The 12,348-nt window shown below is 68.5% G+C and carries 8 protein-coding genes, 2 tRNA genes and 1 pseudogene; 6 read left to right on the plus strand and 5 right to left on the minus strand.

The genetic code is table 11. The annotated features are described in order from the left end of the window. The 3 genes and pseudogenes from TsocGM_RS26535 to TsocGM_RS15130 all read left to right on the plus strand — a co-directional run. Positions 1-198: pseudogene (locus tag TsocGM_RS26535) on the plus strand (hypothetical protein); the annotation flags it as partial. A gap of 125 nt (positions 199-323) precedes the next feature. Beyond that, positions 324-409: transfer RNA gene (locus TsocGM_RS15125), tRNA-Leu, on the plus strand. Between the two features lie 520 nt (positions 410-929). Next, positions 930-1,002, plus strand: a tRNA-Ala gene (locus TsocGM_RS15130). A gap of 328 nt (positions 1,003-1,330) precedes the next feature. Here the strand turns inward: TsocGM_RS15130 and TsocGM_RS15135 are convergent. The 3 genes from TsocGM_RS15135 to TsocGM_RS15145 are packed head-to-tail and all read right to left on the minus strand — an operon-like array spanning position 1,331 to position 6,999. Then, the gene (locus tag TsocGM_RS15135; protein ID WP_126726306.1) at positions 1,331-4,579 is read right to left on the minus strand and encodes a helicase HerA-like domain-containing protein; all 3,249 of its coding nucleotides are present in this window, start codon (positions 4,577-4,579) and stop codon (positions 1,331-1,333) included. Between the two features lie 51 nt (positions 4,580-4,630). Continuing rightward, positions 4,631-5,722, minus strand: a complete 1,092-nt coding sequence (locus TsocGM_RS15140) for a hypothetical protein (protein ID WP_126726307.1) — start codon at positions 5,720-5,722, stop codon at positions 4,631-4,633. Continuing rightward, on the minus strand, positions 5,719-6,999 hold the full coding sequence (locus tag TsocGM_RS15145) for an endonuclease domain-containing protein (RefSeq protein WP_148114878.1): 1,281 nt from the start codon (positions 6,997-6,999) through the stop codon (positions 5,719-5,721). The genes TsocGM_RS15140 and TsocGM_RS15145 overlap by 4 nt, the downstream gene beginning before the upstream one ends. 457 nt (positions 7,000-7,456) lie before the next feature. Here TsocGM_RS15145 and TsocGM_RS15150 point away from each other — a divergent pair, with 457 nt between their 5' ends. Next, positions 7,457-8,131, plus strand: a complete 675-nt coding sequence (locus tag TsocGM_RS15150; RefSeq protein ID WP_199756799.1) for a nucleoside deaminase — start codon at positions 7,457-7,459, stop codon at positions 8,129-8,131. Between the two features lie 91 nt (positions 8,132-8,222). Here TsocGM_RS15150 and TsocGM_RS15155 read toward each other — a convergent pair whose 3' ends face one another. Then, a complete protein-coding gene (locus TsocGM_RS15155) occupies positions 8,223-9,428 on the minus strand; it encodes a carbohydrate porin (RefSeq protein WP_233578911.1) in 1,206 nt (401 codons plus the stop codon). Positions 9,429-9,869: 441 nt separating this feature from the next. On the opposite strand from TsocGM_RS15155, the gene TsocGM_RS15160 reads away from it, so the two are divergent. After that, entirely contained in the window at positions 9,870-11,114 is a 1,245-nt protein-coding gene (locus TsocGM_RS15160; RefSeq protein WP_126726310.1) for a transposase, read from the plus strand. Further along, the gene (locus TsocGM_RS15165) at positions 11,099-11,281 is read left to right on the plus strand and encodes a PEP-CTERM sorting domain-containing protein (protein ID WP_126726311.1); all 183 of its coding nucleotides are present in this window, start codon (positions 11,099-11,101) and stop codon (positions 11,279-11,281) included. The genes TsocGM_RS15160 and TsocGM_RS15165 overlap by 16 nt, the downstream gene beginning before the upstream one ends. A gap of 275 nt (positions 11,282-11,556) precedes the next feature. On the opposite strand, the gene TsocGM_RS15170 is transcribed toward TsocGM_RS15165, so the two are convergent. After that, positions 11,557-12,138, minus strand: coding sequence for a DUF3124 domain-containing protein (locus TsocGM_RS15170; protein ID WP_158633577.1), 582 nt, complete (start codon positions 12,136-12,138; stop codon positions 11,557-11,559). Between the last annotated feature and the right edge of the window lie 210 nt (positions 12,139-12,348).

A 12,348-nucleotide genomic window follows, 5' to 3' on the forward strand; every position in this document is an offset into this window, starting at 1 on the left:
CCCATGCTCCTTCTCGTCGCCGGCGGCGGCGTCGCCGGCGCCCCCGACCTCGACCGCCTCTGCCGGGCCGGCGTCGACGCCGTCCTCGTCGGCTCCGCCCTCCGCGACGGCCGCCTCAGCCCGGCCGACCTCCGCGCGCTCGCCCTCGGCGCCCCCTGCTTCCCCCGCCCCAACGAAACCGGAGAGTGGATCGGCTGATCCCCTTCACTCCAATCTCGCCTCCTCGATCTTGCGTCCCGCCCCCGACCTCGGTATCATCATCTCCATCAGGCCTCGTCATTCACGAGCGGCTTCTTCCTCCTCGTCGAACGACGACCCCCACAGCCGAAGTGGCGGAATTGGCAGACGCGCTAGGTTCAGGTCCTAGTGGGGATAACACCCCGTGGAGGTTCGAGTCCTCTCTTCGGCACTCTGCATCGCAACGACGTGCGTCGTTTCAATGCTCTCCAGGATCCGGTAGTCTGAGGCCTCCAGCGCCGCATCGGGCTCTCCAGCACCGATCGACAGAGGCCCTGCGGCGAGGTCAAGTCGCTTCACCGCTCGCCGGCACAGCTCAAGGCGGAGCCCCCTCACCACGACAGAGGGGGAACCTCCTCATCGCCCGGGACGAAACCGTGGCCTGCCGCACTCAACGTCCCTCGGCGGCCGGCGGCCCCGAGCCCACCACTGCCGCTCCTCGGGCGCGGGCTTGCGTCCTTGCGACCACTTAAGACAACCCGGGGAGACGGGCGGCGGGAACCAGCCCGTCAATCGAAGTTCCGAAGCGCTCTTCAATCACCGATCCCCGGCCGGTATACTCCACGAACCATGCCGACCTCGTCCAGGAATCACCCACCGGCCGACACAAACCGGCATGCCACCACGGCCATTCCTCAGGTCCTGCGGAGGCCCTTCCGAGCAACGCAATAACCAGTCATTCCTACAGAATCGGGGCGGTAGCTCAATTGGGAGAGCGCAGCGTTCGCAATGCTGAGGTTGAGGGTTCGATCCCCTTCCGCTCCACTGATTTACGATGAGGCACGGGACAGCGCGATACGGAGTCCCCGAGGCAACGATGGCCCGGACCCCGGATCGCCCCTGGTGCTGACAGGTTCAGGATGGCTGGGTGGTAAGGATCGACGGGGGTCTGCGCACGCCCGCCGGAGGGGAGGCCAGCGAGGCGGAGGCCCGGCGCTGGTTCGCCAGTTGATGGCAGCGCCGAGACGACCGAGGGTCCCCAAGGCGCTCCTCACCCCGATTCGCCCGTCGGCCTCGTGATCGTCCGCGAGGCAAGCGGGGAGGGTCGCCGAGGGCAGGAGGCCAGGGCGAGTTCCGGGCCCCGGCGCCGATCTCAGTGCCGGGCTGGGGCGGGCTCGGTCGGGGATCGCGGGCCGGGGAGACGGGCCAGGGTGAGGATCTCCCCCTCGGGGAGTTGTTCGGTGACCAGCACCGAGCGGGCTCCCCGCAGCGCGACGACCGTCCCCTCGCGGCCGAACTGGAACTGGCCGGTTTCCTGGCCGGCAAGCCGGGAGGCGATGTCTCCACGGCAGGCGGAGAGCAGCGGCTTCATCTTGGCGATCGAAACGTCCTGGCTGATGCGCCCGAGGAACCAGCACAGGACGTTGTCCCGGCATTTGTAGTCGAAGTCGCCGGGGTTCTGCGAGGCCAGCAGCACGCCGAGCCCAGCCGACCGGCCCCGACGCAGCAGGTTCTCCAGCGGCTCCTTGGTCGCCGGCTTGCGGACCGCCGGCAGGTACAGGTCGGCCTCGTCGAACAGGACGACCGCTTGCAGCCGCTTCGAGGGAGAGCGCGCCGCCCAGCGGCCCAGCTCGATGAGCAACTGGGACACCCAGAACTCCAGGTCGCGCTGGTCGCCGAGGAACTTCGTGCTGATGACGCTCAGGCGGGTCTTCCCCGGAACCGTATGGGTCCCCAGCCCGAGAAGCGCCTCGGCTCGAAGCGGCTCCCCCACCGAACCAAGCAAGGCCCCCCGACCAAGGCGGAGCACCTCTAGGTCCTGCGTCAGTCCCTGGATCTGCTTCGGGTCGAGGTTGCCAATCGCGTTGACCAGTGCCGGGTCATGCTCGGCGACGAAGTCCGCCAAGAGGTCGAGCGTGATCGGCGTCCCCGGCTGGACCTGGGCGAGCACGTTGATGGCGCAGGAGAGGATGACAAGGCGGGTCTGGTGGCGGCTCCCGGCACCGTAGCCCATCATCCCGGCCAGCGCCGTGGCGGCTTGACGAGCAACGGTGAGGCGATCGGTCGAGGAGGCCTCGGCCAGATCGGCGGGGGCGACGTCGATCGTCAGCGGCCGGCCGGAGGGATCCCCCGGGGTGTAGATGGCCAGGTCGACCTGCTCGCGGAGCCGGTCGCGGCGGGCGCTCAACTCGGGGTCGTCGATCGGGGACGACCATATCTCGGGCCGGGCGTAGCCGCAGAGGTCTCCCTTGCGGTCGACGAGGATCGTGGGAATCCCGCGCAGCAAAAGCTGCTCGACGACGTTGAGCGCCAGTGTCGTCTTGCCGCTGCCCGTGCCGCCGAGAAAGGCGGCGTGCCGGGTCAGGACCTCCGGGTCGAGCGTCACCGGGCGAGTGAGCCGTCCCTCGGTGACGCCGAGGGTGATGGCCCCGAGCTCCTCGACCGGATGCGGGCCGGGTGCGGGCCTCCCGTTCCCCGAAGGACCGTCCGACCCGGCGAGGCCCGGGGAGGATCCCGCCCCGTTGTGCAGGAGATCGCCCGCGGTGGGCTCCGGAACGGTCGACTCCCGCTGCGCGACCGGCGTCAGGTCGTCGAGCCCAAGGATCGTCCGCAGGGACGGGAGCGAGCTGATCGGCCGAGACTGACGAAGCCAGGCCGTGAACACCGGAGAGTCCGCGTACTTCCGACGGAAGGACGGCATGGCGGCCATCGCCCGCCACTCGACGTCCTCGACGACCGCCCGTCGGCCGCCTCGGGAGAGGAACTCCCCAATCTGCCGGGCGATCTGCGTCGCCGGGTTCCCCGGGAACGCGGTGGAGCGCACCAGGACCGGCGTCGTGCCGGCCGGATCCTTCCCGGCGAGTTGATCGACCTGCTCGACCTGCCTGGCAAGCCCGCCCCCCTTGGCCGACTTGTTGCAGACGCCCACTCGCAATCGCCAGAGGACCTCGCCGGCCGCCGAGCAGGAGACGGCGATCGTCGAGCCCTTGACGCTGGCTTCGAAGGCGTGGCCCGTCTCAACCGCATCGGAGCAATGCCGGATCGCACCGGCCAGCAACTCCGCCAGCCCCTCCTCGTCGTCGGGGAGCACGTCCGAGAAGGAGGAAAGGTGGTCGTTCCAGGCCTGCTCCAGATGCTGGACATCCCCGTCTGGGGGCGGAGGAGGCAACGGCCCGGAGTCGTCGGGGACGATCCCACCGGCAAGCATGCACCGTTCGCGATATGCCTGACACTGTTGCAGCACATCCCGGGTGCGCATACCCGTCACGCGGTCAATGAGCGTGTCAGGGATTGGAGCGGTGGGCAGATACTCTGTGCACCGAATGTTGCATTCCTGGAACAGGTGACGCAGCCGGGACGAAATGAGGGCGACAACCTCATCTCGTTCGCGCAGCCCCTTGAGCCGGATCGGATCGGGGTCGCGTTCGATTCGGTCGATGATCGGCTTGGTAAGATGTTCCCTCAGCGGGATGAAGTAGTCTTCCAGGCAAGCGATGACCACGATCAGCGACGGGATGCGGCCGACCAGGTCGTTCAGCGTGGCCAGGGAGCGGCGGAAGCGGACGCCGGCCCGGTCGAGGTCGAAGAGGTCCTCAAGCTGGTCGACGCAGAGCACCAGCGGGGCCTCATGCAGGACGAGCATGAGCTCGGCGAGCTTGACGATCAGCCGCTGCGGCGCGTCGTCATAGGAGCGGGAGTCGAGCCCACCGAGCAGGGCGCGGTCGCGCTCCGAGAGCGGCTCGCAGCGCAGGTAGCGGGCGACCCGGGACTTGACCCGGGGGTTGTCGGCCTGGAGGTAGAGCAGCGCGGTCACCAGGTCGGAGTCGATGCGGTCGAAGCGTTCGTCGAAGACGATCCGATTGGTCAACTCGTCCACGGCGGCGGCCAGATCCCCCGGGTCGGACTCGCCATCTCGGATGCGGTCGAGCAGTTCGGCGGGGACTCCGGGGACGCTCTCGGCCAGGGCGGTCGACAGCCGGAGCAGGCTCGACCTCGGGTCGAGCCGCTCGTGATACGGCCGCTCCAGCGAGTCGATCAGGTTATGCAGCAGGTAGCGGCCGTAGTGGTCGGTCGCCGAGGTCATCTGCAGGTAGCCGCAGTAGCCCCGGCCCTCGCCGTGCAGCGCTTCTCGGAAGGCTCGCATCAGGTGGGTCTTGCCGCTGCCGGCCTCTCCCAGCAGCAGTTGGATGCGGCCGGTCGACCCCCGGGACGGATCGGAGGCATGCCCGACCAGGTCCCGGAACCGATCTCGGGCCTCGGCGTGGATCGACTCCACGTCAAACGGGTCGGGGCGGAAGACGTCGTTGCGGTAGGCGACGGCGTGGAAGAGGCCCGGCAACACGCCGGAGCAAAAGGCGGCAACACGGGAGCCGTCAGCCTGGGGGAGGGCGGGGCGATCCATGGCGTGCGAGTCCTCTCGGTCGAGGTGGGCCGGGCCGCAGCCGATCCAGGATCAGATGCGGATGAAGTGGAAGGTGGCGCCGTAATACTCGACCTCAGACTCGCGGACGTCGCGCGGGTCCATCGCCGGCACCAGGTCGGCCCGGGTCAGGTCGAGCAATCGGGCGTTGTTCGCCTGGGCAAGTCGCCGCTTGAACGTTCCGTCATCCATGCCATTGAAGTCCGGATCGGAGGCCAGCGCCCGTCGGACGTGAGCGATGAAGACCTTGTGCTCGCCGAAGCGGCCGGTCGGGCAGTCTCGGGCGGCCTGTAAGACGCGACGGGCGAACTCCTCGATCGGCAGCGGAGGCCGGGAGACGACCGGGGTGGGCCCCTCGCCCCCATCGGGCTCGACCTCGGGTGGTCGGGCTGGGGAGACTTCGACCGCTCCATTCCCCGCCCCGGCCGCGGCCTCGATCCGGTCGATCCAGGCCCGCAGCGGGGCCAGGCGGAGCTCCTTGCCGTCTGCCCGGCGAGCACCAACCGCCCGGGCCAGCAACAAGGTGATGCCCTGGTCCGGCTTGGAAACGGCCGCTCCCAGCTCTCGGCCGAGCAGGGCATTCTTGATGTTCGCGACCGTGAACTCCTTGTCCGACTCGATCCCCAGCAATCGCCAGAACAGCGCGTTCTCCGCCTGCTTCTTCGAGGGGAACGCCCGGTCGATCGGCAGCGTCCGCACCGATCGCAGTAGGGCGGCCTTGTAGCCGGGGTCTGTCGAGAAGTTCTTCAGCTCCTCCCCCTTCGGGATCGGCAGCCCCAGCGCCATCGCGGCGAGCGGGCCCTTCTTCAGGGCATCCCAGGTCAGCCGGGAGGGCCGGGTGGCGTAGCCGAGCGCCTCGAGCACCGATCGCCGCCCGGCGTCCGAGAGGACGACCTTTGAAATCGTCCCCTTCTTCGTCCGGGCAAGCTCGACGAGCCCCCGGGCGGCCATCGCGTCAAGCGATCGGGTGATCCGGTCCTGGATCGCGGGCCGGGCGAGGCGATGCTCCAGCAGGGCGCCGACGTCCTTCGTCAGAGTTGAAATCGTGGCCCCCTTCTCACCTCCGGCGAGGACTCGGGCGAGGACGAGCAGGTCGACAGGGGGGAACGCTTGCGGCGTCGTCACGGGGTCGGGCCCTCCGGGTCGGGGGAGGCGGCGCGGCGGCGAGCGACCGCGTCGAGGATCGTGTCGAGCGTGTCTTCCAGACGGGGCACCACGTCGTCGGCCAGCACGCGGAGGACGAGGTAGCCGTGCTGCTGGAGGGCGAGGTCCTTGCGCCGGTCTCGGCGATAGGACTCCGCGTCATTGAAGTGGAAGTAGCCGTCGATCTCCAGCGCGATCCCGAGCGAGGCGGCCGAGAGGTCGACCTCCATGTCGGCCCGGCTTCCCCAGGGGATCGGCAGTCGGGCATTCAGCCGGAACAGCCCGGCGGTCTCGGGGAGCGACTCGAGCCGATCGAAGAGAAAGCGTTCGGCCGCGCTGCGGGAGGCGTCGGCCCCGGCCGGCCCGGCTCCGGGCCCCGGGCCCGAGACGGCGTCCAGGAACCGACCGACGAGCGTCGGCGGGGCGCCGTCGCTCGCCAGGCGTCGGATCGGCCCGGCCAACCGGGCCGACGCCCCGGGACAAGAGCGTTCCAGGAGTCGGCCGATCTCCTCGACGCCGGCCGACGCGATCGGGATGACTCCGGCTCGGACGACATCCCGGACCCGGCCAGCCGCCGCCCCCGTCAGCAGATGATCGAGCCGGCCGGGCGCGACCGCCCAGCAAAGGGTCAGCCGAGGCTCGGCCTCGACCAGGGCGACGGCCTCCGCCGCCTCCGCGTCGAGTTCCTCGGTCCCGGAGCGATCCGAGACGACCAGCACCACCGGAAGGGCCTCCCCGGGGAGGATCGGCAGCAAGGCCGAGGCGGCCCGGATCGCCTCGATCGGGTCATCCGAACGGGGCTCGTTCCCGTCGTCGAGAATGACCCGGGCCGCCCGGATCGGGTCGTCGGGGCCCTCGGGGTCGGGCAGGCCGCGCACGAACACCTCGCGTTCGAACCGGGTCATCCCCCGGAGCCGATCGGCCAGCCCTTCCGCTGTCCGGCCGAGCCGGGGGGCCAGCCGATCGGCCAGGAGGTCGACCGGATCGCGACCCCAGCCGATCCCTTCCCTCCAGGCCAAGGCCATCGCCTGGCGGTCCGAGCGGTCCACCCGGACGACGGGGCGGCCCCGGCCCCTCGCCCAGCGGCGGACCAGGGCGGCTGCCAGCCTCGGCGGCCCGGCCAGGACCGAGAGCGTCGGGATGCCCGAGGCCCGAAGCCGCTCATGCAGGTCCAGCCGGGAGGCGTCGTCCTGCTCGGGCTTGGGCTCGAGCTCGGGGGGTGGCACTCGATCCGACATGGCACCGGAACCCGGGAGCATCGGAATTGACCCATCCTCAACCCCTCGCGTCCCTACTCTACCATGATCCGATCCTGCCCGCATGGCGATGCCCGTCGGGCCCGGCCCGGCCGACCGTCGTTGGCTCCGCCATCGGGTGCCAGTCGGAGGGGTCGCGCTCTCCTGGCGTCGGTCGACAGCACACTCCTTCCCGGGAGGCCCATGCCCGATCCGACCGCTCGAAGCCACCGAGGCTCCCCCCGTCGGAGACGAGATGCGCTCCGCCCCGAACAGCAGTAGAGGTCGGCCTCCGGCCGACAACGAGGACCGAAGCATCCTGCCGAAGGCCTAGGCAGGATTCTCCGTTACTGGCTTCTTATGGACCTGAGAAGGTGTATTGTATTCCCCGAAGAGAACAATGGTCGTGGATTACGTCTCGTTCTCGAGGCGAATTCATCTGGTGTCTCGCCCAGTCTTCAGACCCCCATGAGGTCACACGATGAATGCAGATCGCAGGGTTCTCGCCACCCGCACCGGCCGCGTCACGCTCGGTCTGGTCCTTGGCCTCGTCCTGATCATCGGGACCGTCTGGACGCTCCAGCTCGCGAGCCCTCGCACGGCTCTGGGAGTCATCCAGGTCCCCAGCGACAAGCCGAGGATTTCTGCCCAGGAGATCATGGCGCGGTTCCCGAAGGAGAAGCATCAGGAGTTCATGCGGCGGGCGATCGCCAACTCCCGCAAGGCAGGCGTGGAATACAAGACGGGCGGCGCCTTCGGCGCGGTGATCGTGGACAAGGACGGCAAGGTGATCGCCGACGGGATGAACCACGTCGTCGCCCAGAACGACCCAACCTGGCACGGCGAGATGCACGCGATCCGTCAGGCCTGCGCTCTGCTGAAGAAGCCCAAGCTTGACGGCTGCATCCTCTATACCTCGTCGGAGCCCTGCCCGATGTGCCTGGCCGCGGCCTACTGGGCCGCGGTGGACGGGATCATCTACGGCGCGGTCGTCGCCGACTCGAAGAAGTATGGCAACTTCGACGACGATTTCATCTATGCCGAGTTCGCCAAGCCGGTCAAGGACCGGGCGATTTCCGAGCAGAGCCTGCTGCGCGAGGAGGCCGTCGAGGTGTGGAAGGAGTACCAGGCCCGCAAGGACAAGGTTGACTATTGAGGACCGGTCCGCGCCGTTCTTTTCCGAGGTGGCCGGAGCGGGGCAATATCCGTCTCCGGTTCCTCATGCGGGCGGGCGGCCTTCCATCTCATCAGAACAGGACGAGCAGCCGGAACGAGATGGCCAGCGCACTGGGAATTGCCGCATTCTGGCCGGGGTTGGGAATCTCCGTCAGCGCTGTCTGGAAGAAAAACCCATCGGTCAGCATCATCTGGTAGTAGGCCTGGATCATCAACTGGCTAGGCGCGAGCTGCAGCGGGACATCGTCCGGCACGCTGGGAAAGAAGACGTGGCCAGCCCGGTCGCCCCGAGTCATCCAGGTCCAGGCCAGGCCGGCGCCGAAGGTATCCGCGGGGCGTCCAGGGACCAGACCGAAGGCGGTCAAGCCGCAGCCCACATATTGCCGCGCCAGCAGGGCATCGGAGTTGTTGGCGCCGAACTGGTAGAAGCCGCTGACGCCGCTGCTGTCGAGATCCGGCTTGCGGAACCAGAGCCGCTGTGAGCCGAACAGATACACGCCGTTGGCACCGTCCTCTTTCCCGCCCCGAAACGAGTCCAGCTTCCCCGTCTGACCCCAGACGCCGACGCCGAAGTTGCCGGGCTTGCGCTGCGCGCCGAGCCGATACGCATAACCGACCTCGCCGATATGGAAGTAATACCCGTTGAAGTGAGGGCCTTCGAGGCCGGTCTGGCGGAGGTTGGCGAGGTTGCCGTCGTAGACGCCGTAATTGAAGTAGAGCGACTCGGTCGGGGCGAGAGTCGTCGTGATCCCGGTGGCCGAGTTGTAGTAGCCAGGAATGACTCCCAGCATCGTGGGGTTGACGAAGATCGGCGTATAGACCAGCCCCGAGACGGCCGGGATCGCGGCGGTGGGGTCGCTGACAGGCACGGGCTTCACGACGTTGTTGAAGTCGAAGGTCGGGACCATCTTGCCGATGCGGACGATCAGCTTGTCGTTGAACAGGGCCTGCCGATACCAAAGCTGGTAAAGCTCCTGCCGGACCAGGGGCGGGGTGACCTCGAGCGAGTCGAAGCCCGGAAAAGCACCGGCCAGGATGTTGGTCGGCTGGCCGCTGAACTGGAGGAACTGGGTGCCGAACGAACCGCCCGACCAGCCGAAGAGTTTGTCGGTGTTCAGGTTTAGGTCGAAGATGGTGAGGCTGTTGAGGCCCCAGTCTCCGGGGTTTCGGCCGCCGACCAGGACGCCGCTGGCGTCGCCGATCCACAAGCCGCCGAACTGGACGCCGGAATCCTCGTCGATGCCCAGGAGTCGTCCCAGGGCGCCGGTGCCGGTCACGATATTGACGGACGCCGGGTTCGAGCTGATGGGCAGCGAGCCGGCTTGCGACCCGGCCGGCGCCTCGGGGTCGCCCGGCCCGGGCCGTGTCGTCGCGGCCTCGGCCGTCGGGGATGCGGGGCGGTCGGGTTCTTGACCCGCGGTCACACCGACTGCCAGGAGCACAGCGATCGGAGCGGTCCAAACTCTCCGCATCTCGTAGCCCCGCATCGCGAAAGGGTTCGAATTCGAAGTCTCGGACCGACCGCCGTCATCGCCGATGGGGCGCTCGCCCAGCCGCCCGACAGCTCGCGTCTTGGCCATTTATCGTTCATGCCGGTTTTAAGGCTTGAGCAGCATCTCCTTTAACCCAGATTATTCAGACCGGCCCCAACGGAGAGGCCCCCGGCAGCGTCTAACGTGTTGACACAAGACACGTTCGAGCGAGCACGGCGGCCCCTCATGAGTGTACAGTCCGTCCCGCTGTTGTCCTTCGATTTCCTCCCCGCTCGACCCGTCGAGATCGAGGTCTCGCCCGCGCCCCTGACCAGCGATGCCGGGCTCCTGCCTGTCCGCCAGTTCGACGACCGCATCCGCCTCACCGAGCAATTCGCCACCGCGCTGCATGACCCCCGCGACCCCAGGCTCTCCCAGCAGTCGCTGCTGAGCATGGTCCGCCAGCGGGTCTACGGCATCCTCGCCGACGACGAGGACCAGAACGACCACGACACCTTGCGGACCGACCCCGTCTTCAAGCTCCTCGCCGACCGCCTTCCCGGGGACCACGATCTGGCCAGCCAGCCCACCCTCTCGCGGTTCGAGAACGCCGTCTCCATCCCCGATCTCTGGCGGCTCCGCGACGTGCTCGTGGACCTGTTCATTCAGTCCTTCGACACTCCGCCGCACCACCTCACGCTCGACCTCGACGCCTTCGACGACCCGGCGCACGGCCAGCAGCAACGGTCGTTCCTGCCAGTCATTTACCAGGCCGAGAGCTGGCCGACGCCGCAACTGGTCGTCATCAAGGTCGAGGCGCACGCGCAGGGGACCAACCGCCGGGCGGTGGTGATCAACCGCCCGGGCTCTGCCGTGCTGCCGCAGGCGGTGTACGACGAATACGTGATGCGTGGCGAGAGCGAGAACCGGAACAAGGAGCTGAAGAGCGAGCTGGCGGCCGACCGGCTGAGTGACCACCGGTTCCTGGCGAACTTCTTCCGGCTGTACCTGCACACGGCGGCGTTGAACTTGTTGGTGCGGCTACGGCAGGCGGTTGTGCAGGGCCCGCCAACACCGGAGCAGTTGGGACTGCCGGCGGAGGTCCCCGCCGAGGCGCTCGACGCACCGGACCGCAAGCGGTTCTTCAACAGGCGGCGTCGGCGGGACCCGCTGGGAGAGGGCTTCGCGTGCACGTGGCGGACGCGTCTGATCAAGGTGGCGGCGGTGGTGATCACGCGGGCGCGGCGGGTGGTGGTGCGGCTGTCGGAGAGCTGGCCGCACCTGGAGGACTTCCTGCAGGTCAGCCGGGCGGTGAGCGGTCCGCCGACGCGATCCCCCTCGGGATTGCCGCTCCGCCCCTGGTCTCCCCTCGTACCGCCACCAATACCGTTATCACCGCCCCGGGGAGGGGGAAGGTCCGTCGTCAACGCCCGGGGGTTCGGCTCAAGCTCGACTCATCCGGGCGGAGGGGCAGCGTGCGGCAGGGGATGAATATTCCGGGCTACAACATCAGCCAGCAACTCGCTCCCAGCGACCTGATCGCGACGATCCGGATCCAGGCCGTGCCCGAGCCGTCGACGATCGCCCTGTGCGGCCTCGGCCTTCCCGTCTTGATCGGCCGGGCGGCCTGGCGGCGAAGGGCGCGTCCGATCGGTTGAGGGCCAAGCCGAGCGGCGCCCCGCGGGTCGCCGAAGGGAGATCACGACGGTCCTCGGCTTCCCCGACCGACTCGTCGTCCGGTCCAGACGACGCGGAGGATCCCCTCGCGGCGGCGGAGACAAGGACGTCTCCGCCGGTCTGCCGCATGAGGGGCGGTGTGCCGCGCCGTCCTCTCCCTAAAGATGGACGGCGAGGAGTCAACACAAAACGCAGAGAACACGACATGTTCCATAAAAGATCAGAATGAAGAATTCCCGGAACATCAGCCATGTGATCAGGAGTCGGGAGGGAGAGAGGAGACGTCAACGCCGGGGCAAACGAAGGAGATGCCCTGGTTGCCGGCGGCGCCGATCATGACGGCCTGGATCACGGGACGGCTGACGGGGGACTCGGCGAGCCAGTCGACGAGAAAGTTGGCGCCGGAGCCGCCAGAGAGGTCGCGCTCGCGCACAACGACCTCGGCCGTGGCCAGGGGGCCAAGCCGGACGGGCTGGGAGAGGTCGTTTCGGACGAGCGTGCCGGAGGTATCAAAGTATCGAATGGAAGCGATAACGATCGGGGTGGCGGGGTCGGTGTTGCGGACGCTGAGCGTAACGGCCAACGGATAGACCTCTCGGGGGTCGTCGAGGTAGACGTGCGAGTAGACAGGAACGTAGACGGTGCGGGAGAGGACCGCCTGGACGGGGGAGTCGGGAGGAAGGTGGCGAGCCGCCTCGGGGAGGAGGAGGCCTTCATGGAACCGGGAGGAGGGGAGGCCCGGTCCCTCTCCGGGACCGCCGCAGGAGGGGAGAAGGGCGAGCGCGAGGAGCAGCGCCGGCAAGGGCATCGAGCATCGGATTCGGGGCTGGCGGGGCATGGTCGGCTCCTGGGGCGGGAGCAAGGGCGGGGGATGTGACTCGCCCGGATCATTGGCGGGAGAGGGGGCGGCGTCAAGCGGCAGGGGAGTGGAGGATCGGGCCAGAGGCCGATCGCTCACGATCGCCGGGCGCCGGGCGCCGGGCGACGGGCGACGGGTGACGGGCGAGCAAGCCATCCCCCAAGGCGACGGGAGGAGGGGGGATGCAGG

Source organism: Tautonia sociabilis, from assembly GCF_003977685.1.
GTDB lineage: Bacteria > Planctomycetota > Planctomycetia > Isosphaerales > Isosphaeraceae > Tautonia > Tautonia sociabilis.